Origin of the sequence: Rhizobium sp. SL42, from assembly GCF_021729845.1 — a bacterium.
Taxonomy (GTDB): Bacteria; Pseudomonadota; Alphaproteobacteria; order Rhizobiales; family Rhizobiaceae; genus Allorhizobium.
In genome coordinates this window covers 184273-208739 of sequence record NZ_CP063398.1, presented here as the reverse complement: position 1 = coordinate 208739, position 24467 = coordinate 184273, and the positions used below count along the sequence as shown (strand labels likewise).

At 60.6% G+C, this 24467-nt stretch carries 24 protein-coding genes and 1 pseudogene; 8 read left to right on the top strand and 17 right to left on the bottom strand.

Annotated elements, in window-relative coordinates; genetic code table 11:
- Positions 1–4 precede the first annotated feature (4 nt).
- Both IM739_RS20105 and IM739_RS20100 read right to left on the bottom strand, forming a co-directional pair.
- On the bottom strand, positions 5–355 hold the full coding sequence (locus IM739_RS20105; protein WP_237371578.1) for an MbcA/ParS/Xre antitoxin family protein: 351 nt from the start codon (positions 353–355) through the stop codon (positions 5–7).
- A gap of 409 nt (positions 356–764) precedes the next feature.
- A complete protein-coding gene (locus IM739_RS20100) occupies positions 765–1664 on the bottom strand; it encodes an SDR family oxidoreductase (RefSeq protein ID WP_237371577.1) in 900 nt (299 codons plus the stop codon).
- Between the two features lie 147 nt (positions 1665–1811).
- Here IM739_RS20100 and IM739_RS20095 point away from each other — a divergent pair, with 147 nt between their 5' ends.
- Both IM739_RS20095 and IM739_RS20090 read left to right on the top strand, forming a co-directional pair.
- A complete protein-coding gene (locus IM739_RS20095; protein ID WP_237371576.1) occupies positions 1812–2261 on the top strand; it encodes a winged helix-turn-helix transcriptional regulator in 450 nt (149 codons plus the stop codon).
- Between the two features lie 191 nt (positions 2262–2452).
- Positions 2453–3745, top strand: a complete 1293-nt coding sequence (locus IM739_RS20090; protein WP_237371575.1) for a pilus assembly protein — start codon at positions 2453–2455, stop codon at positions 3743–3745.
- A gap of 32 nt (positions 3746–3777) precedes the next feature.
- Here IM739_RS20090 and IM739_RS20085 read toward each other — a convergent pair whose 3' ends face one another.
- Entirely contained in the window at positions 3778–4827 is a 1050-nt protein-coding gene (locus tag IM739_RS20085) for a PAS domain-containing protein (RefSeq protein WP_237371574.1), read from the bottom strand.
- Between the two features lie 517 nt (positions 4828–5344).
- Here IM739_RS20085 and IM739_RS20080 point away from each other — a divergent pair.
- Positions 5345–5500: a hypothetical protein gene (locus IM739_RS20080; RefSeq protein WP_237371573.1), complete on the top strand. Its 156-nt coding sequence runs from the start codon at positions 5345–5347 to the stop codon at positions 5498–5500.
- Positions 5501–5521: 21 nt separating this feature from the next.
- Here the strand turns inward: IM739_RS20080 and IM739_RS20075 are convergent, their stop codons facing one another.
- The 8 genes from IM739_RS20075 to IM739_RS20040 form a co-directional block, all read right to left on the bottom strand.
- Complete coding sequence (locus IM739_RS20075; RefSeq protein ID WP_237371572.1) at positions 5522–6433, bottom strand: sugar kinase; 912 nt, start codon at positions 6431–6433, stop codon at positions 5522–5524.
- 27 nt (positions 6434–6460) lie between these two features.
- Positions 6461–7216: a 2-dehydro-3-deoxy-D-gluconate 5-dehydrogenase KduD gene (gene kduD, locus IM739_RS20070; RefSeq protein WP_237371571.1), complete on the bottom strand. Its 756-nt coding sequence runs from the start codon at positions 7214–7216 to the stop codon at positions 6461–6463.
- Positions 7217–7263: 47 nt separating this feature from the next.
- Positions 7264–8004, bottom strand: coding sequence for a GntR family transcriptional regulator (locus IM739_RS20065; protein WP_237371570.1), 741 nt, complete (start codon positions 8002–8004; stop codon positions 7264–7266).
- 118 nt (positions 8005–8122) lie between these two features.
- Complete coding sequence (locus IM739_RS20060) at positions 8123–8560, bottom strand: globin family protein (protein ID WP_237371569.1); 438 nt, start codon at positions 8558–8560, stop codon at positions 8123–8125.
- A gap of 66 nt (positions 8561–8626) precedes the next feature.
- Entirely contained in the window at positions 8627–10285 is a 1659-nt protein-coding gene (locus IM739_RS20055; protein ID WP_237371568.1) for a urocanate hydratase, read from the bottom strand.
- Positions 10286–10336: 51 nt separating this feature from the next.
- On the bottom strand, positions 10337–11425 hold the full coding sequence (locus tag IM739_RS20050) for a DUF917 domain-containing protein (RefSeq protein ID WP_237371567.1): 1089 nt from the start codon (positions 11423–11425) through the stop codon (positions 10337–10339).
- 1 nt (position 11426) lies between these two features.
- Complete coding sequence (locus IM739_RS20045) at positions 11427–12695, bottom strand: Zn-dependent hydrolase (protein ID WP_237371566.1); 1269 nt, start codon at positions 12693–12695, stop codon at positions 11427–11429.
- On the bottom strand, positions 12692–14074 hold the full coding sequence (locus tag IM739_RS20040; protein ID WP_237371565.1) for a dihydroorotase: 1383 nt from the start codon (positions 14072–14074) through the stop codon (positions 12692–12694). Before IM739_RS20040 ends, IM739_RS20045 begins: the two co-directional genes overlap by 4 nt.
- A 143-nt stretch (positions 14075–14217) precedes the next feature.
- Between IM739_RS20040 and IM739_RS20035 the strand changes: the two are divergent.
- Positions 14218–15369 (top strand): annotated as a pseudogene (locus IM739_RS20035) (LysR family transcriptional regulator); the annotation flags it as partial.
- A gap of 92 nt (positions 15370–15461) precedes the next feature.
- On the opposite strand, the gene IM739_RS20030 reads toward IM739_RS20035, so the two are convergent.
- From IM739_RS20030 to IM739_RS20015, 4 genes are all read right to left on the bottom strand, one after another.
- Positions 15462–17036 (bottom strand): aromatic amino acid ammonia-lyase, encoded by a 1575-nt coding sequence (locus tag IM739_RS20030; protein ID WP_237371697.1) that lies wholly within the window; start codon positions 17034–17036, stop codon positions 15462–15464.
- 124 nt (positions 17037–17160) lie between these two features.
- On the bottom strand, positions 17161–17565 hold the full coding sequence (locus IM739_RS20025) for a type II toxin-antitoxin system VapC family toxin (RefSeq protein WP_237371564.1): 405 nt from the start codon (positions 17563–17565) through the stop codon (positions 17161–17163).
- Positions 17562–17798, bottom strand: a complete 237-nt coding sequence (locus IM739_RS20020; protein WP_237371563.1) for an AbrB/MazE/SpoVT family DNA-binding domain-containing protein — start codon at positions 17796–17798, stop codon at positions 17562–17564. Before IM739_RS20020 ends, IM739_RS20025 begins: the two co-directional genes overlap by 4 nt.
- 71 nt (positions 17799–17869) lie before the next feature.
- The gene (locus tag IM739_RS20015) at positions 17870–18673 is read right to left on the bottom strand and encodes a class I SAM-dependent methyltransferase (RefSeq protein ID WP_237371696.1); all 804 of its coding nucleotides are present in this window, start codon (positions 18671–18673) and stop codon (positions 17870–17872) included.
- Positions 18674–18788: 115 nt separating this feature from the next.
- On the opposite strand from IM739_RS20015, the gene IM739_RS20010 reads away from it, so the two are divergent.
- The 3 genes from IM739_RS20010 (at position 18789) to IM739_RS20000 (ending at position 21939) form a co-directional block, all read left to right on the top strand.
- The gene (locus IM739_RS20010; protein ID WP_237371562.1) at positions 18789–19928 is read left to right on the top strand and encodes an ABC transporter substrate-binding protein; all 1140 of its coding nucleotides are present in this window, start codon (positions 18789–18791) and stop codon (positions 19926–19928) included.
- A gap of 197 nt (positions 19929–20125) precedes the next feature.
- Positions 20126–21193 (top strand): FecCD family ABC transporter permease, encoded by a 1068-nt coding sequence (locus IM739_RS20005; RefSeq protein ID WP_237371561.1) that lies wholly within the window; start codon positions 20126–20128, stop codon positions 21191–21193.
- Entirely contained in the window at positions 21187–21939 is a 753-nt protein-coding gene (locus tag IM739_RS20000; RefSeq protein ID WP_237371560.1) for an ABC transporter ATP-binding protein, read from the top strand. Before IM739_RS20005 ends, IM739_RS20000 begins: the two co-directional genes overlap by 7 nt.
- 40 nt (positions 21940–21979) lie before the next feature.
- On the opposite strand, the gene IM739_RS19995 is transcribed toward IM739_RS20000, so the two are convergent.
- Together IM739_RS19995 and IM739_RS19990 are read right to left on the bottom strand one after the other, a co-directional pair.
- Positions 21980–22609 carry a YitT family protein gene (locus tag IM739_RS19995; RefSeq protein ID WP_237371559.1) on the bottom strand — a complete coding sequence of 210 codons (630 nt, stop codon included), beginning with the start codon at positions 22607–22609 and terminating at the stop codon, positions 21980–21982.
- 6 nt (positions 22610–22615) lie between these two features.
- Positions 22616–23788, bottom strand: a complete 1173-nt coding sequence (locus IM739_RS19990; RefSeq protein WP_237371558.1) for an amino acid aminotransferase — start codon at positions 23786–23788, stop codon at positions 22616–22618.
- 164 nt (positions 23789–23952) lie between these two features.
- Here IM739_RS19990 and IM739_RS19985 point away from each other — a divergent pair, with 164 nt between their 5' ends.
- On the top strand, positions 23953–24429 hold the full coding sequence (locus IM739_RS19985; RefSeq protein WP_237371557.1) for an Lrp/AsnC family transcriptional regulator: 477 nt from the start codon (positions 23953–23955) through the stop codon (positions 24427–24429).
- Positions 24430–24467 lie beyond the last annotated feature (38 nt).

Here is a 24467-nt window from a genome sequence, read left to right as displayed (position 1 = left end):
GGGGTCAGGCGTGGACGCCCGCATCGACGGCGTCAATGTAGTCGAGAACCTCTTCTGCCCGGCCATTGCGAACGAGCTGCATTGCCGTCTGTCCGGAGAACCCCGGAAGCGGCTCGGACCGGAACCACGCATAGGCCATCAGCCCGGAACCGAATCGTGGTTCCGTTTTGTTAATGATTTCAATCATTTCACGCAGCCGTCTTTGTGTCTTGTCCGAACGGACGCGATCCTTGCGTTGTACGGCATCCTTTCCCAGTCCCGCGGTCCGGGCAACCTCTTCGCTGGTCGTGCGGAATGCCTCGGCGATTTTCCGCGGCGCGAAGAAGCCGTCGTCCGAATATTGAACCAGTCCCATCGCAGTATCTCTCTTTATCCAGCGCCTCAAATATAGACGCTAAAAAGCGTCAAAACAAGGGGCGCCTTGCGGTTGCAGACAGCGCGGCGGAAAGGCCGTATCGGGCAATGGACCGGCCACGGATGACATTGCGTCCACCCGTTGGCTTCTCTGCGCTGCATATCCCGAACCGTGGTCCCTTTTGAAGTGGTACCGGCGAATGTGTTGTCGGGTTGTGGACTCGGGATGGCAAATAGCCTGCGGTTCTTGCTGCGCAAAATACGCTGTAGAAACGGAACGTGAGCATGATCGGCCCAAGGAAAAATAAGCCGTCCGCTGTGGAAGCGGACGGCCTTGCAGGTCGGCACGTGTGGGGTCGAGGTTCCGTTGCCGAACCTGCTCCCGGCCAGGGCGGTGGCCGGAATGCCAACTACTGGGTCATGGCACGGAAAGCGCCGGATTGGCTGTCGAGCCAGGATTCGAAGGATCGCGGCTCGACACCTGTCAGGGTTTTGAAATCTGTGGTGATCCGGGAGAGCCCGCCGACACCCACCATGGTGTCGATTGATGCAAACACACGGGCGACCGGTTCCGGCAGGCCGGCGCCGATCATCCCCTGGACGAGGCCTTCGAGCGGAACGTCGATTACCGTTATGTCGCGACCGGTGGCCTTGGCAAGCAGCTGTGCGATGTCCTGGTGGCTGTAGGAATTCGAGCCTGTCAGCGTGTAGATCGACTTGCCGTCTTCCTTCGCGATCAGGGCCGCGGCGGCAGCTCGCGCCAGGTCGTGGCGCGCAATATGAGCGATGCGCCCCTGCCCGGCGGCCGAATACCAGTGGCCGGAGGACAGAACCGAGCCGGCGCTCATGAACAGGTTCTCGAAATACCAGTTGTTGCGCAGGATCGTCCAGGCCGGTAGCCCGCTCGCCTTGAGGGCCGCTTCGGTGCCTTCGTGGTCCGGTGCGAACAGCAGCGGCGAATTTTCCGGTTCCGGCATGGATGTGTAGAGCACATGCCGCACGCCCGCCTGCTCCGCGGCCTTGATCGCTGCGCGGTGCTGGTTCAGGCGATGTCCGGGACGGTCGAGGGTATCGGTGCTGATGATGAGCACACGCTCAACGCCGGCAAATGCCGTTTGCATGGATGCGGCATCGTCGAAATCCACGGCCCGAATGGCCATACCCTTCGCAGCCCAGTCGGCAAGCGCGTCTGGCTTGCGGCTTGCGGCAATGATATCGGCCGGGGCTACGTCATAGGTTTCGACGAGATGGCGTAGAACTGCCTGGCCGAGGTGGCCGGTTGCGCCGGTGACGAGATATTTCGCAGTCATGTCTTGTCCACTTTCAGTGTGCGACCGGCCACAAATTGCTCTGTAAACAATGGCTGGTCTGAAAAACAGAGTAAGTGTAGATTACAGATCGCCGAGCTGCGGTAAAGTAGGCAGTTTTTTAGAACCAGGTTTTGGAAAGGATACCGGATGACGCTGCAGGAGCGGATCGAAAGCAAGCAGAGTGAACGGGTTGAGACCACCGGCTTGAAGACAGGACAAAGCGGCAGTTCCGAATTCTCCTCCGAAAAATGCCCGGTGCGTGACGTCTTTTCGCATATCGGCGACAAGTGGAGCACGCTCATTCTCGGGACGCTTGGACAAAGCACGCATCGCTTCGGCGAATTGCGGCGCGCCATCCCCGACATTTCCCAGGCCATGCTTACCAGCACCTTGCGCACTCTGCAGCGTGATGGATTGATCAGCCGGCATGTGTTTGCGACCCAGCCGCCAAGCGTCGAGTACCGGCTGACCGATCTTGGTCGATCCCTGCTCGAGCCGGTTTCCGCGCTGGTCGCCTGGGCCGCAAGTCATCATGGCCAGATCCGCCTGGCGCGTGATGTGTTTGATGTCGATAATCCGCCCAGAAAGAAGCGCTAGGCAAGTGCATCAGCGATTCTGATGCTGGTGAAGCCGCGTCTGCGTGGATGACGGCGATGTCTGCTCATCCGTCGCGGCCGCGGCCTGGACGAGTGCGCAAACATCCATCAGCAGCATTTCATAAACCATCTGTCTCAGGGGTTTCGTCACGATCACTGTGTAAAAAGGCCCCCAAGGTTTTGGGGGATTCTATGTTGAAGCGTCTTTTGGGTGATCGTTCAGGCAATTTCGGGATGATGACCGCTCTGCTATTGGTACCGGTCATTGGGACGGCAGGCCTTGCACTGGATATCAGCGATGCCTTGCTGGTGAAAACGACGCTTCAGGGCGCCGCCGATGCTGCGGCGATCGCGGCAGTGGCTGAAAGTTCCGCCGGCGTTGCCGAGGCGATGCAGATGAGTTCGGACGGCCACCTGACGGCCGCGGTCGCCGATGCAAGGAAGATTTTTATCGCACAGACCGGCGGTGCCGAAGGCTATGAGCTGATCAGCACCGATGTGGATGTGGTCAAGCAAGGGAGTGAGCTGAAGGCGGTGTTCAGCTACAAGGCGAAGGTGCCCACCACCCTCGCCCGGATACTGGGCCAGGACGCGGTCACGGTATCGGGCAAGGCGGAAGCCACGTTCCAGACGCAGACATTTCGCGATTTCTATCTGTTGCTCGACAACACACCGTCCATGGGCGTCGGCGCAACGCCGGCTGATGTTACCAAGATGGTCAACAACACGTCGGATAAGTGCGCATTTGCGTGCCATATCGTCAAGAATGGCGTGGAGAACAAGAACAGCTACTACAACCTTGCCAAGACGCTTGGGGTGACGATCCGCATCGATGTCGTGGCCAAGGCAACCGCCGCCTTGATGGAGACGGCGAAAAGCCTGCGCAAGAGCTCGAACCAGTACCGCATGGCCGTCTATACTTTCGGCGAAAAGGCGGAGGATACCAAGCTGCTTGAAGTCGCGGCGCTGACCGAAAACCTCGATTCCGTGCAAACGAAGGCGGCGAAGATCGGCCTCATGTCGATTCCGGAGCAGGGCTACGACAACGACCAGCAGACGAATTTCGACCGGGCACTGAAGAATATTGGACAACTGATCGGCGCGCCTGGCACCGGCGTATCAGCCGGGAGTCCGGAAAAGGTCGTCTTCTTTGTTTCAGACGGCGTCGGCGATTCCGAAAAACCCAGCACCTGTACGAAGCCAACCACGGGCAGACGGTGCCAGGAGCCGATCGATATCACGGAATGCACTGCGCTCAAGGCAAAGGGCTATCGCATCGCGGTTCTCTACACGACCTACCTGCCGCTTCCGACCAACGACTGGTACAACAAATGGATCAAGCCTTTTCAGTCGGAGATCCCCAAGCGCATGGAAGCCTGCGCCTCGCCCGGCCTGTTCTTCGAAGTGAGCCCAAGTGAAGGCATCACAAATGCGATGAATGCCCTGTTCAAGAAAATCGTCAGCATGCCGCGCCTGACAAGCTGAGCTGAACGGACTCGAACCGGCGCCGGTGGTTTCTATTTTTGGCCGAGGAACGTGACCGTGACGGCGCCGGCGGAATTGACCGCGAATTGGATGCCATACTCCTCGAATGCGGTGCGAATGGCATGCAGCGAAGCGGGCCTCGTTGCCCGCTCCCCCTCGCCTTCGATGCGGCGGATCGAGGATACGGAAACGCCGGAGACCTGAGACAGCTCGTCAAGCGTCCATTGCAACATGGCGCGGGCGGCCCTGACCTGTATGGGCGTGAGCATGTTCATTGAGGGAGGCGCCATCGGCGCTTCGCGCTTCAGGTCCGCCTGGCGCATGATGATGCCAAGCCATTCATGGCTGCGTCCGCCCCGCTTTATGATCGGCACGGCCCGCGCGTGAAACCATTCGTAGTGGCCATTGATCAACAGGATCCGGTGATTGAGCGCATAAGGCGCGAGCGTCGAGACGGATTCCTGCCATTTGCGGCTTACCAGTTCACGGTCGTCGGGATGAATTGTCTGGAGCCAGCCGTTGTTGGCGGCATCCATCTCAACCTGTCCTGTGAGAGCTGTCCACCCGTGGGAAAAGATCGGATGGCCATCCGCTGACGAGCGCCATTCCATGGTTGCCAGCGAGCCAACCAGCGCCCGGTACCGGTCCAGGGCATCTTCCAGCGCCTGCCGACCTTCCTGCTGGTCGGTGACATCGATGATCAGGCCGATGGCCTTGAACGGCTTTTGCTGTGCGTCGAGAACCACTTCGCTCTTGAATTCCACCCATCGTACGGTTCGATCAGAGCGGATGATACGAAAATTCCGGTTGACCGGGATGCCTTGGCGGATCGTGGTCCAGATGTCCTCGCCGTAGCCGCGATCGTCCGGATGGATAAAGCGGCTAAAATCGGCAATGCGAAATTGCGCGCCGTTTTCCAGTCCAAGCAGCCGAAGCAGGCCGAGCGTTGCGGATCCCTGCCCTGTTGCGATGTCGCTGGACCAGAATCCGATCGTGCCGCGATCTTCGACAAGTTTGAGAAAATGCGCCGACGAGATGCCGGACATTTTGCGCACGGCGGCCTCGAACTGTTCCGAGCTCAACTCCGTATCCGATTTGCTGCCGACCGACGATTTTTCCTGCATTCTTCCAGTTCACTGGTTTCATGATCTGCTCAGGCCCTGGCTTTGAGACATCTGCAAGCCAGAGCAGACATTGGTTCGAAAGCCCGGTTTCCCCGCATTTGCGGACGCTAGCGCGCACAAATATACACATCAAGACCTTTGCTGAGTCAGAAAAAATTTTCGAACATTCGAATTAATGATTGAAAAATTCCACGGCTGCAGATGAATGGTTATCGATCTTTTCGATGTGTTCTTCGTGTAACGTCGGTCACAAGTGAACGCAGAGTGTCCCCGACGGCTGTGCGAGAAATTTTGCGATTGAGGCGTTGCAGCGTTGCCTGGAATGGCGTCGAATCACTTCGTATGCGCGTCGCTTCGGCCGCATGGGGCATGATGGCGCGCCCGATCGCTTGGCGTCGGTTCTGGATGTTGGAATGTCAGGACTTTTGAAACCCGTCGCGTCTATAAGCATGCTTCGGAGAAACGAGAGAATACCATGTCGAATGTCATTAAATTCGAGCGCCCGCCGGAACCCAAGGCGCCGAAGCCGAAACGGTCCCTGACGCCGGGTACACGCAAGGCACTGATATGGGTTGGCGTGCTTGCGGCACTCGCCGCCGCCTGGGGCTATTTCACGGTCACCGGCGGCTAGCTTGGTGCCTAGTCGGACAGGCTAAACCTCGATTGCCTGCGGCACCAGCGCGCCGCGCGCGCCGATGACCCTGCCGGCCAGCGCAGCGCCGGCACTTGCCGCCTGCGCCATTGTGCCACCGGCAAGCTCTGCTGCCATGAAACCCGCATTGAAGCTGTCGCCCGCAGCAGTCGTGTCGACGACAATGGCTGCCGGTTGGACCGGCACGATGGCCAGTTGACCGTCGGCATCCAGCAGGCTGATTTCACCGGGACCATTCTTTACCGCGACGCGTTTTGCACCTGCCTGCCGGTAGCGTTTCGCGGTCGCTTCGGCATCCCGGTCTCCAAACCAGGATGCCTCGTCTTCGTGCGATGGAAGGCAGAGATCGGCAATACCGGCTGCGCGCGTGATCCATTCCCGCATGGCGTCGGCGCTTTCCCAAAGGCGGGGGCGAAGATTGGGGTCAAAAATGACCTTGCCGCCCCGCGCCGCAAAACGCATCAAGGCGTCGATCAATGTCTGGCGGTCGGCCTGTGCGAGGATGGCGAGCGTGATGCCTGACCAATAGGCGATCGATGCGCCCGCGAGTGCCTGTTCAAGTGTTTCGACATCGCCTGCCAATCGCTTGGCTGCACTGTCGGAACGCCAATAGGTGAAGCTGCGCTCGCCATTTTTGAGCTCAATGTAATAAAGGCCGATCGTCTTGTCGGAAAGCCGCTGGATATGGCGCGTGCCAATGCGCTCGCTGTCGAGGTACTCCACCAGACGGTTGGATAGCCCGTCCGTGCCCACCGCGGTGACATAGTCCACCGTCCAGTCGCCGGGCAGCATGCGACGCAGATACCAGGCGGTGTTCAGGGTGTCGCCTGCAAAGCCCATGGACAAGGTGCCGGGCACGCCGGTCTCCGACAGTTCCCCCATGCATTCGCCGATCGAGACGATACGTTTCATTGTTCTGCCCCCTGATTTCTGTGTCGTTCAGCGCGCCAGCCAGCCGCCGTCGACGGGCAGCACGGTGCCATGCACATAGGCTGCCGCGTCGGAGGCAAGAAACACCGCTGCGCCGCCGAGTTCGGCGGGGTCGCCCCAACGACCGGCAGGAATACGCGCAAGGATATCGGCCGAGCGTTTCTGGTCCTCTCGGAGCGCAGTCGTATTGTTGGTGACGAAGTATCCCGGCGCGATCGCGTTGACATTGATGCCCTTGGCGGCCCACTCGCAGGCAAGGAGCCGGGTGAGGCCCGCCAGCCCGCTTTTCGACGCGGTATAGGATGGTATGCGGATACCGCCCTGGAAGGAGAGCATCGATGCAATGTTGATGATCTTGCCGTGGCCTTGCGGGATCATGCGCTTGGCCACGGCCTGGGACAGGAAGAAGGCGCTCTTGAGGTTGATATCCATCACATCGTCCCAATCGGCCTCGGTAAAGTCGATGGCATCGGCCCGACGGATGATACCGGCATTGTTGATCAGAATATCGACGGAACCGAACGCATCCAGTGCTGCGTCCACGATACTGTTGACCGGCGCGATTGTGCCGAGATCGGCGGAAAAGCCCGCGAAACGTCCGCCCTGCCCCTCGATCAGGCTTGCTGTTTCCGCCATGCTGGAGCGGCCGACGCCCAGCACTGCCGCACCAGCGCTTGCCAGTGCCACGGCAAGGGCCTGGCCGATGCCGGTATTCGCCCCGGTGACGATGGCGCTGCGGCCGGTGAGATCGAAGGAAACGGGCATGTCAAAACCTCCTCTGGTTGGCCGAGATGGCCGTATCGTTTTGGTGGTCACGGCTGGCGATCATCGATGAAGATCGCCGGGTCGAGATGTTGGATATCGTCAAGCTCTTCCAGCATTCGGCCGATATGGGTTCCCATGGCCGCGACGGCCGCACAATCGTCCCTTCGCCGCATGCCGTCGATGATCGCGGCGTGTTCATCGATCACCACATCCAGCCGGCCCGAGCGCGGCAGGGTGATGTAGCGATACCGGTCGATCTGGACTTGAACCTGCTGGATGAGGGTCCAGATGCCGGGATATCCCGCGAGTTCGGCAATGTGCTGGTGAAATTCGCTGTCGATGCGGTGGAAGCGGACGATATCCCCGGCTTCGGCGCAGGCGACCAGCTGGGCTTGTATTGCCTCGATTTCGGCAAGGCCCGCTGCTTTCCCGCCGGCAATTGCCAGCGTGACCGTCGTCGCCTCCAATGCCTTGCGGATCAAGATGGCTTCGAAGAGGGCGCGGCGGGGAATGCGGCCGACAAAGGTGCCGGATTGTGGGTAGATATCGACCAGTCCTTCGTCGGATAGTCGCAACAATGCTTCGCGCACCGGCGTGCGGCTGACGCCGAAACGTTCTCCCAACAGTTTTTCGTTCAGCACATCGAGCGGCTTCAGGCGCATCTGGACGATGTCATCGCGCAAGGCTGCATGTATCTGGTTGGCCGCGCGTTCACCGCGCGCTCTCGAAATGACGTGTGCCGGTGAGCGTCCCCTGCCCGGACTTATGCGAATTTCTGCATCCGCCATCGGTCAAGCCTCCCACTCTGCCGTTTGCGTTGGAGAATTGATATACTAGTATTTTATTCACGCCAGCAAAAAATTCGTGTTTTCGAAGCGCGCCCTTCCCTCTTTAAGTCACTTGTCTTCAGGGCGGTGGCAGCTTGTCGTCATCGCTCGCACCGTAGGCCGCATCGCACATGATGCCGGCCAGAAGCGTATAGGCGGCGAGCCAGGCCTGATGCGTTTCGGGGGTGAAATGCCTGTCCAGAGCCTCGTCCAGGGACTGGATGAGGGCTTGCCCGACCTTGAAGTAGTCCTCGCGCTTCACGCCATAGGTCAGATGACGCTTGGCGATGACTTCTGCGACCGGAAGAAACCGGTTCGCGTCATGCAGGTTCTTCACCACATAGGTCAGGGCCATCAGCAGCTTTTCAGACTGCGCTGCCAAATCCGTCCGAAACAGAGGCCTGAGATCGGGATCGATTTCGAAGAGCTTGTCGTAAAACGACAGGATAAACGGCGTGCCGACGGCAAAGATGAAGCTGTAGCTGTCTTGCACGCGTTCTACTTGTGCTGGTGTCATGCCATTCTCCCAAACTGAGGATTGGCATATAAGCTCAAGTAGCTTTCGCTAAACTGAACAGCTGAATTATGTGCGGATATGGCCCACCGCATTTGCCTCTGCCGCTTCCAGCGCTTCATCATAACCGGCATCCGCATAGCGGATGATCCCAAGCGATGTGTCATTGGTGATCGCATGATCAAGCCGCAGATCCGCCTCGGTCGTGCCATCGGCAACGAGCGTGACGCCGGAACTGGTCATGTAGCCTGCATAGCCGCCGCCGCCGGAATGGATCACCACCAGATCGGCCATCGAGGAGGCCAAAGTCATGGCGTTGATCAATGGCCAGTCTGCAATCGCATCCGACCCGTCCATCATCTTCTCTGTCATGATGTTGGGATGCGCCATCGCGCCGGCGTCGAGATGATCGCGGGAAAAGGCGATCGGCCCGGCAAGCTTTCCGTCTCGAACGAGGGCGTTGACCGCGAGCGCCAGCCGCGTGCGTTCGCCGTGACCAAGCCAGGCGATACGGGCGGGAAGACCTTCGAACGGCACATTCGCTCGTGCAAGACGGATCCAGTTGGTGACGATCTGGTTTTCGGGGAACATCTCAAGCACCAGGTCGTCGATCGTGGCGATATCGCTTTCCTCACCCGACAGGGCCATCCAGCGAAACGGGCCGATTGCCTTGCAGAACAGTGGACGCAGATAGGCTTCGGTGAAGATCGGGATGTCGAACGCATCCTGGACGCCACCCTGGAAGGCCTGGGTGCGGATCAGGTTGCCATTGTCGAAGACCTCTGCGCCCTTTTTCTGGAACTCGAGCATGGCGCGAACGTGTGTGACGATCGAGGCGCGGCTGGCGGCCATCAACTGGCCCTGCCCGTCTTCGCGCAGCGCTCGCGCCTGCTCCAGCGTCATGCCGTTCGGAACATATCCATAGACGAGGTCATGCGCCGAGGTCTGATCGGAGACGATGTCGGGCGTGATGCCACGGGCGGCGATCGCGGTGTAGATCTCGGCCGCATTGCCGACGAGGCCGACAGAAATCGCCTTCTTCTCGGATACGGCTCTCTCGATCATCGCAAGGGCATCGTCCAGCGAGGTTGCCGCTTCGTCGAGGAAACCGATTTCCTTGCGCTTCTTCACCCGTTCGGGGTCGATGTCGACCACCAGGATCGCAGCCCCCGCGAGGCGGCCGGCCAGTGGCTGCGCGCCGCCCATGCCGCCCAGCCCTGCCGTCAGGATGAAACGTCCGGCCAGCGAGCCGCCAAAGCGCTTCTCGGCGATGCGCATGAAGATTTCATAGGTTCCCTGGATCACGCCCTGGCTGCCGATATACTGCCATGCACCAGCGGTCAGTCCGCCCCAGCAGATCAGTCCCTTGCGCTGCAGATCGTAGAAGTTTTCGGCTTTCGCCCACTGACCGACGATGTTGCAATTGGCCATCAGCACCAGCGGTGCGCGTGAATGGGTTTTCAGCAGACCGACCGGCTTGCCCGACTGGATGATCAAAGTCTGGTCTTCGTCCATCGTCTTCAGCGTCTCAACGATGGCAGCATGGGCCGACCAGTTGCGCGCCGCCTTGCCGAGGGCGGCGTAGACGACAAGATTGTCCGGATCTTCGCCGACCGACAGCACGTTTTCGAGCAGGCGCAGAAGTCCTTCCTGCCGCCACCCCTTGGCCCGCAGCACATCCCCGCCGGGGATCGGAAATCTCGGATGGCGCGGATTGGGCTTCGGCATGGTTCTCACTCTCTTGTTCGGGTGTCGGTATTTCAGTCAGTCCAAACTGTTTCAGCTCAGGGCATAGCGGGCGATCTCGATGCCCATGGCTTTTTCGACGGATGGATAAACGGCCGGATCCTTGACGCTGGAGGCGAGCGGAATGACCGATTTGGGCACATGCAGCAGGAAGATCTTCATGCCGATCTGCAACTGTCCGACGCTCATTGCCTCGGCCTCTGCCGACAGCGTGGTGATGACATCCGGGAAGGTCGCGATGCGATTTCCGCTGGCGTCGTCCACCGCCATGTATTCGTTCATGATGTGCAGGGTCACCGCCTTGTCGCCGGTGCCGAGCGTGACCGTACCGATGTCGAAGGCTTCCGCGGTATAGACGACGTTCTTCGCCGTGACCTCGGCTTCGGCGAGAATTGCGCCATTGGTTGTGTTGACGATCGCATCGATCACCGCGTGCGGCCCTCTGGCTTCTGCCGCGATCATCGCTTCGCCGAGGGCAAGCGCCATGCTGATCCCGCCGAGCGCGGCATTGTCGCGCACATAGGACGCCTTCAGCGGATTGCGGCAGGAGGCAATGAACCCGCCCGACTGGTCGGCGGCTGTACGTAGAACCGGCGAGACCTTGGCGGTGGCGCCGCGCACTACCAGTTCGATGTAGCGATTGTCGGCGCGATTGCCGCCGACCGCGGTCTGGATCATCGGCTCCGGTGAACCGGCCATTCCGATGGATCCCATGTCGCCGGTCGGATGGGCACGAATGTCCCCGACCGCATCCAGCACCTTGGTCCCCAGGATGGCCGATGGCAGCCATCCATTCAGCGTCGAGGATTTGCCGTTCTGTCCGACCATCAGGGCGGCGAGCGGCTCGCCAAGTGCTTTCTGCAGAAGCTGCACGGCCTTGATATAATCGACGCCGCGCATTTCCCAGGGAGTCGTCGAGGCCGGTGCACCAATGGCCGCAGCCGTTGCCACCCAGTCCGATGCTGCCAATTCGTCGATCGAGACCAGTTCCGGCTGGCCGGCATTGACCGCCGCACGGCCGAGCATGCGCCCGTGATCGGCCCAGCCGCCGCCACCAGCCGCATAGACGGATCCACCGCGAACGGCGGGTTCGATGTCCTTTTCCGTCAGGATGCGTCCCATGTTAGTGCCTTTCTGCGGCCGTTTCGGCGCTCATCTCTTTGTCCAGTCTTTTCACGGTTTCCAGCAGAACACTTGCCCCGAGCGCAATGTCGTCCGTTTCGGCGAATTCTTCCGCGGCATGGCTGCGACCGCCCCGGCAAGGAATGAAGATCATACCGGCCGGTGCTACCCGGGCAAGAAATGCAGCGTCATGGCCGGCTCCGGATGCAAGGCGCCGATGCCCCTCGCCTATCGCGCCTGCGATGTCGGCTAATACATCCTGTAGATAGCTGTTCATCGGGACCGCTGCTGCCTCGGAGATCGGATTGAGGGCAATCGCGGTCCCGCTCCCTGCGCTGATTTCGGCGGCTGTCCTGCGCAGAGCACTGGCGAAAATGCCTGCATCGGCCGGCCTCTCGGCGCGGATGTCGATCAACAGCCTGACATGTGATGGAACGACGTTTGCAGCATTGGGGAGCATTGCGAACTCCCCCACGGTCGCGGCGAAATGCGCCTTTCCGCTTGCCATGGTCCTCGCCAATGCCTCGATATCCAGCACGAAGCGGGACGCGGCAACCAGCGCATCCGCCCGTCGATCCATCGGTGTCGTGCCGGCGTGATCGGCCCGGCCTTCGATCTTGACTTCGATTCGCGTAATGCCGGCAATTGCCGTTACCACGCCGATCGACAAGCGTTCGGCTTCAAGCACCGGCCCCTGCTCGATATGCAGTTCGAGAAAGGCCCGGATATCGGATCGGGCGTAATGGGTGGTAGGGTCACCGCCGGCCCTGACAATGCCGTCTGCCAGCGTCTGGCCATCGACTTCGCGCGACAACCATTCCTCGGGACGGATGCCGGCCATGGCGCGGCTGCCGATACAGGATACGCCGAAGATGGAAACTTCCTCCGCAAGGAAATCGACGATCTCCAGGTTATGCTCCAGTTCGATCCCCTGCTCGAACAGCGTGCGCGCGACTTCGAGCGCGGCGATCACCCCGGCGATGCCGTCGAACCGGCCACCGTCCGGCACCGTGTCCGAATGGGAGCCGAGCATGAGGGTTCCAAGGTCCGGGTTCTTGCCAGTCCGGCGTCCAATCAGATTGCCGCCTTCATCGACATGTGGGACGAGCCCGGCCATGCGGAACCTGTCGAATAGAAAAGACCGGCCCTCCAGATGCAGGGGTGTAAAAGCCCGGCGCGTATAGGGCCTCCCTGGCTCTGTCAGGCCGGCAAGAGCATCGATATCGGCAGCGATTCGCTCAGCCGATACGGGAAAATTGCGGCGATTCATACGGCGGGCGCCCTGTATGGGACGGCAGCCGGCGGGCGCACGAAACGGCCGCGGCCGGGCTGGCCGATGACGGTGGTGCCATCGTAGACGAGTTCGCCGCGATTGTAGGTCGCAGCCACCCGATATGGCAGGCTCATCCCGTCATAGGGTGACCAGCCGGCAACATTGTTGCCGGTCTTGGCGGCATCATAAACGAAGGCCTCCGGGGTCAGCACCGCGATATCGGCATCGCGACCGATCGCGAATGCCCCTTTCTGGTGATCGATGCGGAAATGCCGCGCCGGGTTCTCCGCCATCAGCCTTGCCCCCCAGGTCAGCGGCACGCCGCGTGCAAGCGCGCCTTTGACGAAGAGCGGGATCATCATTTCCAATCCCGGCAGACCGGAAGCATTGGCCAGCATGTCCGGCTTGGTCTTGCGGTCAAGCGACCAACTGACATGATCGGTGGCCAGCAATGTCACATTGCCGGCGGTCACTTGGCGCCAGAGCGCCTCGACTTCGGCACGCGGCCGGATCGGCGGGTTGCATTTCGACCGTCCACCCAGGCGCTTCGCGTCGACTTCTTCATCGAGTGTCAGATAGTGGATCAGACATTCGACCGTGGCCTGATATCCCTGGGCGCGGTAGCCGGCGGCAATCTCGTAGCCGCGGGCCAGCGAGCAATGCACGACATGGGCCGGACAACCGGTCTGGGCGCCGGTCTCATAGATCTCCAGCATTGCCAGCAGTTCGGTCAGCGGCGGGCGCGACAGGCCATGGGCGGTGTAGTCGGTGATGCCGGCCGCCTTCACCTGATCCATGGCGAAGCGGACATATTCTTCGTTTTCATTGTGCACGCCGGCCGTCAGCCCGGTCTTGGCGACCTCGGCAAAACATTCGGCCAGAAGGGGCGTGATGATCCGCGGAAAACGCTTGGCATCGGTTCCGAATGTCGAGAACTTGAAAGCCGCAACACCGGCTGCTGCCTGCTCGGCGATGCGGGCGGCCCCTTCCTCAGGATCGATGGTGCCATAAAGAGCGAAATCGACGCGTGCCTGCGCGCTGGCATGCGCGACCTTTTCCGCAACTGCCTGGGCAGAACAGACGAGGTGGCCTTCATCATAGGGCATGTCGACAATGGTGGTGATGCCGCCGGCAGCAGCCGAGTGCGTCGACCAGATGAAATCCTCCTGCCCCTTCTGGGACAGGGAATGCACCTGCGCATCGATTGCGCCGGGAAAGATCAGTGCATCCGGCAGAAGATGGCGGTCGTGCGCTGCAGGCGCTGTACCCTGGCCGACCAGCGCCACAACGCCGTCGCGTACCGCAACGAAGCCATTTTGCAAGATGCGATCGGGCAGGACAACCGTGCCCGACAGCACCAGATCGAAATCAGCCATCAGCTTATCTCCCTTGCCGGTCGATCCGGCTCTGGAAATCAGATTAGGCATGCGCATGGTTTTGTGGCATATCCCAATTCATGGACAAGTTATGCTCCGTCTCCTGACATTGGAAAGGTGAGAGATTGGATATCGCGACGCTGATGACGGTGCATCAGGTTCTTGTTGCCGGTGGCGTGCGCAAGGCCGCTGCCCGCCTGGAGCGTCCCGTCTCCAGTGTTTCGGCGGCGCTCGGCCGCTTTCAGGCGGCTGTGGCCACCCCCATGTTCGCAACGTCGGGCAGTCGCAACCTCCTGACGCTGGAGGGGCGAAGACTGGAAGCGTCGTTGTCACGCGCCGCGGAACTCTCTCTGGCGATTGCCGGTCTCGGACGGGAACCGACCGGACCAGCATCCGTCGAAGATGCACCGCCCCCGGCCCTCACCGCCTCCCTGCCCTTTCTCGTCGTAGCGACACGTCTCTCTATCTCGCTCGCCACGCTGCAGCGCTTCCTGATCATCGCCCGCGCCGGCAGCATCCGCAGGGCTGCGATGGAAATCGGCATGGGCCAGCCGCAATTGACGCGCCAGATGCGGCGACTGGAAACCGAATTGGCTGTCGAGCTGATGAAACGCGGTCAGGCGGGAGTGGTGCTGACGGATGTCGGCCGCCGCCTGCTGGCACTGACCGAAGACCTCGATCAGGTCTGGAGCCGTCTGAATGAGGGATCGGAAGATCGCTTTCACCGGCTCGGCGCGACCACCCGCCTGGGGGCGGTTTCGCCACTCGGATCCGGCAGCCGGGTCGCCCGCATTATCGCAGCACTGGTCGCCGCCTGGCCAAAGCGACGCGCGCGGGCTCCGCTTTTTGTCACCTCCGCCAGCGCCGATGAACTGCTGGCCGGTTTGAATGCCGGCGTCTACGATCTGGTCTTGGTCGATTGTGACGAGATCCCGGATGGCCTGACGGCACAGCCTGTCTGGCAATCCGGGCTGGCGCTGGTCGGACCTGCGGGCAGTCTCGCCGGCAGGACGCTGGCCGACATGCCTGAAATTCTGGCGGCTCGCCGGATTGCTGCGCCCTCGTCACGCACCGGCTTGCGGCAGAAGATCACGCAGTTGATCGACCGTGAATTGCCGCGCGAGCAGCGAGACCGTCTGTCGGTTACAGAAATCGACATGATCCCCGTCATCGCCAATCTCGTGGTCGATCATGGCTATCTCACAGTGATGCCGGTCTCGGCTCTGGCCGGGCTGGAGGGTGAGATGGACGCCATTCCCCTGCCCGATCTCTATGACATTCGCCTGACGCTGGTGCGTCGTCCGTCGCCTGCCGCCGATGCGGCCATGGCCGTGGCGCTCGATATTCTCAGGGAACTGCCGCTTGAGTCCGATTGCAAGTCATCGGATCAAAGTGCGAAAAAGCCGTCGAAAACGGGAAGCGGCGCTTCCGCGACGAGCCGCGACAGCGTGCCGGGGGCGGCAAGATCCTCTTCGAGAGCTTCCACCTCCGAAGACAGGGGTCTGTCTGAGCGATAGAAGGCGGAATGGCTGCGGGTGATCTCATGCAGCAAGGCGGCGACGCCTTCCGGTTGGTCGCCGAGGATGTCCGTGCCTTGCGCGGCAAACAGAGCCTCAAGCGCTGCCATGCGCTTCAGGGCCTCGACCTGTCGCTCGAGCCGCTCGACGATCAGCGGCAGGAAGGCTGCCTCGTCCTCGATGCCGTCGGCCACCACCAGCGACTGTGGCGATAGAGCGGATGTCATCGACAGGACACGGATATAGAGATCGCCGACCAGTTTGAGCGCCGGGCCAAAGCCCGTTGCCACCGCGCCTGACGGCACAAGATTGACCGGCAAGCCACGTCTGCCACCGTTGGCCAGCAAGACGCAGCGGTTGAAGATGTTGCGTGCGACGTGAGCAAGGATCAACTGTCCGGCCTGAATGGCAATCGCTACTTCCAGCGGCAGCGAACCGCCGGAGGTCAGGACCTCGCCATCGACCACGACCGGATTGTCATCGCTGCGGCCGGTTGCGTTGAGGACGACAGCGCCGATGCGCGAGATCTCGGCAACCGCCACGCCGAAGATCTGCGGCAGCATGCGCAGGCTCAACGGATCCTGGACATGCGACGCATCTTTCCAGTCCCACTTCCCCGACGTTTCGGTCAGCCACCGTCCTATCTCGGATTGCCTGGCACAACCGACCGCGATCGCCGAGCGCCAGGGCGCCCGAGCTGCGCCAAGCGTTGCCGACGACATCAGCGCCGTACCCATCAGCACCCGCAAGACCTTTGCGGCATCGCGAAGCGCGACGGCACTCGCTGCATAACCGACGCCATTGACGGATAGGGAGGCAAGTGCGTCGCGCGGTGCGAGCCTGAGCGGCACGATGCCCACTTCGGGAAACACATCCGATGTCTTGCGGCGCAGGCCCTGGTAGTAGACCTCGCCGACGCCGGTGAGAACCGAACCGATCTGGCCCATCAAGCCGATATCGGCGCAGCCGATCGATCCCGTCCGGCGCACGACCGGGATGACATCCTTGGTCAACAGGGCTTGAAATGCCTCGACCAGTTCCGGCGAACATCCGGCATAACCGGTCAGCGCCGTGTTGATACGAATGGCGATGGCCTTGCGCACGGTCGGAACCGGGAACGGCGCACCGGTGCCGAAATGATGGGCATGCACCAGACCGAGATTGAAGGTGCCGATCTCGTCTTCGTTCCAGTCGGTGTCCTTCATCGCGCCGACGCCGGTATTGGCGCCGTAGATGGTTTCGCCTCGATTGATGGCGGTCTCCACGCCTTCGCGGCCCTTGCGGACCCGCGCCATGCCGGCGGGGCTGAGGCTGACGGATACGCGGCCCGAGCCGATGGCGTCGAGGGCAGCGAAGGTGAGAGGCTGGGAGTCAAGGACGATGCCGGACACGGGCGCGAATTTCTCCAACTGCTGCGTGGCATGGGAAAGATCGGCGCGACGCATCATGCAAGAGATAGTACAGGCCCGGACGCGCATGGCATATCCCAAATGCCGGACATTCTATGCGCGATCGCGACGCTGCAAACCCGCAAGACCTATTTGGGCTAGGATATGTCCTCGTCGCTGCTCACGTTCCGGGTGTGATCAGTGTAAGCTTGGGGAAATAGCTGCGATAGCGACCGCTGTCGCGGGTCAGCACAGGGAAACCGCCGACGGCAGCATGCGCTCCGATAAAGAAATCCGGCAGCACGCCAGTGCGTGATCCGCCAGCCTTGCGATAGGCAGTGAAGACCTTGCCGGCGAGAAACAGGGCTGCCTTGGTGATCGGAGCATGGATCAGGCCAGCCGCTTCGACAAATTCGTCCAGCCGCTCGATCTTGGCATAGCGCACGGCAAGTTCGGCATAGACCACGTCATTGATCAGGAGCGGTCCTTCAAGGGCGGCAGCCTCCAGCCGGTCCACCGACCAGGGTGCCCAGACGGGATCGTCGGTGACCAGATCGAGCAGAACATTGGTATCGACGAGGATCAAACCTCGTCGCTTCGCGTCAGGGCCATGATCGCGTCGGTACTCATGCCTTCGCCGGCATGGCCGCGCAACGCGCCGAAACGGCTTCTCCCGACCTTGCGATCGGCACGGGTCAGCACCACGCTGCCATCTTCGGCACGGTGAAACTCGACCTCCGTGCCCGGCACGATGCCGAGCAGGTCGCGCACCGGTTTGGGGATCGTGACCTGCCCCTTGGATGTGACTGTTGTCGCCATGTCGACCTCTGTAATACCTAACGAAACAAAAGTATTACTTCTGCATATGCGATGCAAGAGGCAGTCGCGGCCTATTTCTCCGCGCAGATGGCATAGCGGTGCTGGGTCGCCCGCTCCAGGCCCTTCAGGAAAGAAAAGTTCTTGCGCTGGGCACGGTGGATCGGGCCAAGATCCGTATCGACGGTTATCTTTTCGAACCCCGCTTGGCGTAGCAGTTCCACCACCGCTTCGGCATGGGCGCCGTTGGAAAAATGGACCCGCGACAGGATGCGATTGTGCGTTTCCGCCATGTCGGAATTCGGCGCGCCATGCATGGCATCCTTGGCCAGGCCAATGCGGGATGCCCATCGGGTCAACCGTTTCATCATCCGGGTCAGGGGTGAGACATTAACGAAGTCGCCATCGACAATGAGCACTCGTCCGCCTTTTTTCAGCACGCGGTTCCATTCGCGAAAACAGGCCAGCGGATCGACGAGTGTCCAGACAAGGTGGCGATTGGTGATCACGTCATACGACTGGTCGGCTTCCATGGTGTTTTCTGCGTCGCCCATCAGGAATCGGATCTCCCGGCCACGTTTTGCGGCCTTTGCGCGGGCGCGCTCAAGCATCGGCTCTGCCCAGTCGAGACCGGTAACCTTGAAACCTAGGTCGTCGAGGATATGGGATACGACTGCGGTGCCGCAGGCCAGATCCAGCGCGTCCCTCCCCTGCCCTTCGCCAAGATGCTTTCTAAACAGAGCGTGCCAAGCCGCCCGTTCGTCTTCTGAAAAGATTTCATGACCGGGTTGGGTGTCAAAAGTCTCGGCTCTGAGCGACCAATAGGCTTTAATTTCGTCACGCAGGTCATGATTCGATAGAGTGCTAACAGCTTGCATCGGCTGGATCTTTCGGAAGCGATCGAGAGGTTGGAACACTTCTAAAAGATAATTGTTGACTGCGAAAGTCATAAAAACATAAATCACCTCACAATTCCAAACAGGAGACGCGATAGTGTTTTATCTCGACAAGGTGGCTTCCGCCGCCGCGATTTCGCTCGTTCTTTTTTCCACGGCCGCCTATGCTGGCGAGACCGTGAAGATCAAGGATATCACGGGTCGTGAAGTTGAAGTGAACGTGCCTGTCGAGCGCGTCATCCTCGGCGAAGGCAGGCAGATCTACTTTACCGCAGCGCTGGACACCGAAAAGCCGTTCGGTCGCGTCGTCGGCTGGCGTGATGATTTCAAGAAGGCGGACCTGGACGGCTACAACATCTATCTCAAGAAGTTCCCGGAGATGGAAAAGATCCCGACCTTCGGTGGCATGAAGGATGGAACTTTCGACATCGAGCAGGCCGTGGTCCTCAAGCCTGACGTGATCATCATGAACACGGAGGCGAAATCGGCCACCGAGGAAAGCGGTTACATCGAAAAGCTTGCAGCGGTGGGTATTCCGCTCGTCTATATCGACTTCCGCGAGAAGCCGATGGAAAATACCGACGATTCCATGCGCATCATTGGCAAGCTGTTCGGCAAGGAAGAGCGCGCCGAGGAATTCGTCAAATTCCATGACGAGCAGATTGCCCGTGTTACGGACACGCTTGCCAAGGCTGCCGATCTGAAGAAGCCGGTCGTGTTTATCGAGCGCGCCGGCGGCTACTCTGACGATTGCTGCATGTCCTTCGGCAACGAGAACTTCGGCAAGATGGTCGAACTCGCCGGCGGCATCAACATGGCCAAGGACTTCATTCCCGGCACGTTCGGCACCGTCAATCCGGAGCAGATCATCGCATCCAATCCTGACCAGGTGATCGTCACGGGTTCCAATTGGGAACTGTATGTTCCCGGTGGCAAATGGATCGGCGTCGGTCCGGGCGCCGACAAGGCGATCGCTGCCCAGAAGCTCGCCGAGTTGATGAAGCGCCCCGGCTTTACCGATGTAAAAGCGGTCAAGGATGGCAATGTCCATGCTATCTGGCACCAGTTCTACAACAGCCCTTACCAGTTCGTCGCTGTGCAGCAGATCGCCAAGTGGCTGCATCCCGACCTGTTCAATGATGTCGACGCGGATGCAACGTTTAAGGAAATGCATGATCGCTTCCTGCCGGTCGACTACCAGCCGGGCTATTTCGCCTCGCTGAAGCCTGGCCTTTGATCATCATGCCGGCGGGGAAACCCGCCGGCCTCGTTTGCTGGACAGGCCTCGATGTGGGTGGCGCGAAAACCGGGCAATTTTTGCCCTTTTTGCCGTTTTACGGCGTCGTGTTTCGCGACTTCGCAGGGGAACCAGTCAATCTCGCCGCAGGCTTCAAGGCCCGGCGATTTCGCTTTGCTGGAAAAGGATAACATTGGATGGCCGTCGTGACTGAAGACGTAGCCGGGGTCGAGGGGCGCGGTCGCTACCGAGCGTTGACCGCGCGGCGCGTGCTGATCCTGAGCGCATTGTTTGTCACACTGATCGTCAGTGTTGCCGTCGACATGGCGCTTGGACCCGCGCGTTACTCGCTGGCAGAGGTTGTTTCGACGATCTTGTATCCAGGCGAGGCCAACAACCAGCTGCGCGTCGTCATCTGGGATATCCGCATGCCGATCGCGCTGATGGCGGTGACGGTTGGTGCGTGTCTCTCTCTTGCCGGCGCGCAGATGCAGACCATTCTGGCCAATCCCTTGGCGAGCCCGTTCACGCTCGGCATTTCGGCAGCCGCCGGATTTGGCGCGGCGCTGGCCTTGGTCGGCGGTGTCGCCGTCTTTCCGGCTGCCGTGCAATATATGGTGCCGATCAACGCGTTCCTCATGGCGATGCTGGCCTCGCTGTTCATCTACAGCGTATCCACGCTGCGTGGCGTGACCGTCGAGACCATCGTCCTGCTCGGCATTGCCCTGGTCTTTACCTTCAATGCGCTGCTGTCGCTGCTGGAATATCTGGCGTCCGAGCAGGCGCTTGCGGCGGTTGTCTTCTGGACGATGGGTTCACTCACCAAGGCGACATGGGCAAAGGTTGGCGTGACCGCTGCCGTTCTGGTGTTTTGCGTGCCGCTTTTTGCCAGCAAGGCATGGGCTTTGACGGCATTGCGCCTCGGCGACGACAAGGCCGCGTCTTTCGGCGTCAACGTCAAGGCTCTGCGCCTAGAGACGATGATGCTGGTGAGCCTTCTGGCGGCAATCCCCGTGTCATTCGTTGGCACGATCGGCTTCGTCGGCCTGGTTGGCCCGCACATCGCCCGCATGCTGGTCGGCGAAGACCAGCGTTTCTTCCTTCCGGGTTCGATCATCTGCGGCGCCTTGCTCTTGTCGGTGACTTCGGTCGTCTCGAAAATGCTGATCCCGGGCGCCATTTTGCCGATCGGGGTGATTACCGCGCTCGTCGGCGTACCCTTCTTCTTTTCGCTGATTTTCACGCACCGGAGGCGCGCATGGTAGCCCTGAAGCTCGAGGCGCTTGGCGCCCACTATGGTCGCAACCGGATTTTTACCGATATCACCACCGGCGATATCGTCGGCGGCATGCTGACGGCGGTGATCGGGCCGAATGCTGCGGGAAAATCGACGCTGTTCAAGCGCATCGCCGGCCTGTTGAAGGGCGAGGGCATTGTGCATGTCAGCGGCGAGGAAAGCCTTCGGCCGATCTGTTACATGCCACAGGATACTGGCGCCAATGCCGTGCTGACTGTCTATGAAAGCGTTCTTCTTGCCGCAAAACAGGGCTCCGGCTGGAAGGTTGCGGATGACGAATTGGTCGACATCGACCGTATCCTGTCGTCCCTTCGCATCACCGATCTCGCTTTCCGGGATCTGGGCGAATTGTCGGGCGGCCAGCGACAGCTGGTCGCCATTGCTCAGGCTCTGGTTCGCAAGCCGCAAATTCTGCTGATGGACGAACCGACGTCGGCTCTTGATCTCTTCCGGCAGATCGAGGTCTTGCAGCATATGCACCAGCTTGCCCGCGAGACGGGAATGGCCGTCCTGATCGCGCTCCACGATCTCAACCATGCCATGCGCTACTGCGACCATTCGCTCGTCGTGGCTGACGGCCGCCTGGTTGCCAATGGGCCGACGGCCGATGTCATCACCCCTGCCCTGCTTCGCCGCGTTTACCGGGTGGATGCTCGGATCGAAAATTGCACGCAAGGTCGCCCGATGGTGATCGTTGATGCGGCGCTGGCCTGATTGAAGACGACGTTCCAGCTCTATCCAGCCGGAACGTTTTTCAGCTCAACCCCATGTAGCGGCCAGGCTTGTGGTTGATGGCGATGATCAGGTTCGCGATGGCGGCACCCAGGACGGAATAGGCCAGCCGGTCTGTCGGGAGTATGAAAAAGGCAGCTGCAAGGATCGCCAGATCGACGCCGAGCTGGACGTATCCGGCGCGGATTCCGAGCTTTTCCTGCAGGTAGAGAGCGAGGATGTTGATGCCACCCAGTCCCGTGCGATGGCGAAACAGCATCAAGAGGCCCGTGCCGATCAATCCGCCACCGATGATCGTCGCATAGAGCGGATCCAGATGGGAGAAGTCGATCCACGCCGCGTTGAGTTTTGACAGGATCGAAACCAGCGCAACGGCGGTGAATGTGCGGATCGTGAAGCCCCAGCCCATGCGTTTGACCGCAAGGATATAGAACGGCAGATTGACCAGAAAGAAAATCAGGCCGAAACCCCAGCCCGACGCATAGGACATCAGCAAGGCCAGACCGGCCGTGGAGCCGACGGTCAACATGGACTTGGTATAGATCAGCGTCCCAAGGGAGACAAAAAGCGTGCCGGACAGCATCGCCAGGACGTCTTCATAGAGCCGGTGACGCTCGGCGGGCGCCACCGGATTGGCAGTTGCGGTGGTCATGGACAGTTATCCGAGCAATGGCTTGAGGACAGAGGCAACGCGGGCGATGTCGGCGCTTTTCAGGCCGGCGATGTTGATGCGGCCGGACGTCGGCATGTAGATGCCGTGATCCTTGCGCATGTCGAGCACTTGGCTCTCGCTCAGCGGCAGAAGCGAGAACATGCCCTGCTGTTCGGCAATCTGTGGCGCAAGCTGCCAGCCATCGGACAGGGCATTGGCCAATTCCCGGCGCAGGCCGTTCAGGCGGTCGCGCATCGCATTCAATTCATCCACCCAGTTACGACGCAGCGTGTCTGAGGCAAGAATGGTGCGAACGACGGCCGCGCCGTGGTCCGGCGGCATCGAATAGCTGGTGCGGGCCATGGTGACGAGATTTGACCGGGCGATATCCGCGGCCGCCTGTGTTTCTGCCACGGCAAAGATGGCGCCGGTGCGTTCGCGGTAAATGCCGAAGGATTTCGAGCAGGAAACGGCCACCAGCGCTTCGGGCGCGGCTTCGATCACCTGGCGCAGGCCTGCCACGTCCTCCTCGATGCCGGTGCCGAAACCTTGGTAAGCAGAATCGATCAGGGGTATGAGACGGCGCTCGGCTATGATGGCCGCCAGCTCCTGCCACTGCGCAGCCGTCAGCCCCGCCCCTGTAGGATTGTGGCAGCTCGCATGGATCAGCACGGCATCGCCTGCCTGGGCACCCGTCATCGCCTTCATCATGCTGGCGAAGCGCACCGATTGCGTTGGCACGTCGAAATACGGATAGGTTTCAACGGTAAGTCCGGTCGCACCGAATATTCCGGCATGGTTCGGCCAGCTTGGCAGGCCAAGCCAGAGACGGCGGGTTCCGGCGCGGGCAAAGAGATCGGACGCCAGCCGCAGCGCGCCGGAGCCACCGGGTGTCTGAACGCCAGCCGCGAACTTGCCGGTGTTGCTTCCGCCAACCAGATCCCAGAGCAGTTCCAGAAAGACCCGGTCGCCTTCCGGCGCCACATAGGACTTGCTCTCCTGGGTGTCGAGCAGCTGCTTTTCGGCGGCCTTGACGGCTCGCAGCACCGGCGTGCGCCCCAGGTCGTCGCGGTAGACGCCGACGCCGAGGTCGATTTTATCCGCACGCGTATCGGCGTTGTAGAGCCCGATCAGGGCGAGCAGCGGATCGTTCGGTTGGGAGGCGAGTTTGTCGAACATGGGAGGCCTTTGTCTGGGGGCGTACAGATTACGCAAATGATAGTGATTCGTTCGAGCAAAGTCGCGCGCAATATTCTAGTGTCGCCCAATATGAGTTGTATTGAATTGCGCATGAGGTAACATTTGCGCTAGAAAATTGCCGGAAGATGGGGAATGATGTTTTCATGACCAGCGACCCTCAATTCGACCTCGACCGCATCGACCGCCGCATTATCGAATGCCTGCTTGAAAATGCGAGCCTGAGCAATGCGGAGCTTGCAGACCGGGTTGGTCTCACCGCGGCACCGCTCTCGCGCAGGTTATCACGTCTCTACAGCAGCGGCATCATCCGCCAGGCGGTAATCATTGATGCGGCCCGGGTAGGCCTTGGCCTGCAGGCCTATGTCGAAATCACCCTGGACCGCACCACGCCACAGGTCGGCGATCGATTTATCCAGATGGTCGGCCGCTTGCCGGAAGTGGTGGAGATCCACGCTGTGGCCGGAGATTTCGATTTCCTGCTGAAGATCTCGGTGCGCGACATGGCCGACTACAAGCGGCTGATCTGGCAGGAATTCGATCGGCTGGCGGAGATCAAGACGATCCGATCCACCATGGTCTTCGACAGTCCGAAGATCTCCTACGGCCATCTGCCGGAATAGAAAAGGGCGCCATCGGCGCCCCTCCCCTGCACTTTTCA

Coding starts and splice junctions, on each gene's coding strand:
- IM739_RS20040 (WP_237371565.1), bottom strand. CDS start 14,074: ATGGCTGATTTCGATCTGGTGCTGTCGGGCACGGTTGTCCTGCCCGAT.
- IM739_RS20045 (WP_237371566.1), bottom strand. CDS start 12,695: ATGAATCGCCGCAATTTTCCCGTATCGGCTGAGCGAATCGCTGCCGAT.
- IM739_RS20105 (WP_237371578.1), bottom strand. CDS start 355: ATGGGACTGGTTCAATATTCGGACGACGGCTTCTTCGCGCCGCGGAAA.
- IM739_RS20030 (WP_237371697.1), bottom strand. CDS start 17,036: ATGCGTCGCGCCGATCTTTCCCATGCCACGCAGCAGTTGGAGAAATTC.
- IM739_RS20005 (WP_237371561.1), top strand. CDS start 20,126: ATGGCCGTCGTGACTGAAGACGTAGCCGGGGTCGAGGGGCGCGGTCGC.
- IM739_RS19985 (WP_237371557.1), top strand. CDS start 23,953: ATGACCAGCGACCCTCAATTCGACCTCGACCGCATCGACCGCCGCATT.
- IM739_RS20090 (WP_237371575.1), top strand. CDS start 2,453: ATGTTGAAGCGTCTTTTGGGTGATCGTTCAGGCAATTTCGGGATGATG.
- IM739_RS19995 (WP_237371559.1), bottom strand. CDS start 22,609: ATGACCACCGCAACTGCCAATCCGGTGGCGCCCGCCGAGCGTCACCGG.
- IM739_RS20080 (WP_237371573.1), top strand. CDS start 5,345: ATGTCGAATGTCATTAAATTCGAGCGCCCGCCGGAACCCAAGGCGCCG.
- IM739_RS20065 (WP_237371570.1), bottom strand. CDS start 8,004: ATGGCGGATGCAGAAATTCGCATAAGTCCGGGCAGGGGACGCTCACCG.
- IM739_RS20050 (WP_237371567.1), bottom strand. CDS start 11,425: ATGGGACGCATCCTGACGGAAAAGGACATCGAACCCGCCGTTCGCGGT.
- kduD (WP_237371571.1), bottom strand. CDS start 7,216: ATGCCCGTTTCCTTCGATCTCACCGGCCGCAGCGCCATCGTCACCGGG.
- IM739_RS20060 (WP_237371569.1), bottom strand. CDS start 8,560: ATGACACCAGCACAAGTAGAACGCGTGCAAGACAGCTACAGCTTCATC.
- IM739_RS20095 (WP_237371576.1), top strand. CDS start 1,812: ATGACGCTGCAGGAGCGGATCGAAAGCAAGCAGAGTGAACGGGTTGAG.
- IM739_RS19990 (WP_237371558.1), bottom strand. CDS start 23,788: ATGTTCGACAAACTCGCCTCCCAACCGAACGATCCGCTGCTCGCCCTG.
- IM739_RS20015 (WP_237371696.1), bottom strand. CDS start 18,673: ATGCAAGCTGTTAGCACTCTATCGAATCATGACCTGCGTGACGAAATT.
- IM739_RS20020 (WP_237371563.1), bottom strand. CDS start 17,798: ATGGCGACAACAGTCACATCCAAGGGGCAGGTCACGATCCCCAAACCG.
- IM739_RS20075 (WP_237371572.1), bottom strand. CDS start 6,433: ATGAAACGTATCGTCTCGATCGGCGAATGCATGGGGGAACTGTCGGAG.
- IM739_RS20100 (WP_237371577.1), bottom strand. CDS start 1,664: ATGACTGCGAAATATCTCGTCACCGGCGCAACCGGCCACCTCGGCCAG.
- IM739_RS20000 (WP_237371560.1), top strand. CDS start 21,187: ATGGTAGCCCTGAAGCTCGAGGCGCTTGGCGCCCACTATGGTCGCAAC.
- IM739_RS20055 (WP_237371568.1), bottom strand. CDS start 10,285: ATGCCGAAGCCCAATCCGCGCCATCCGAGATTTCCGATCCCCGGCGGG.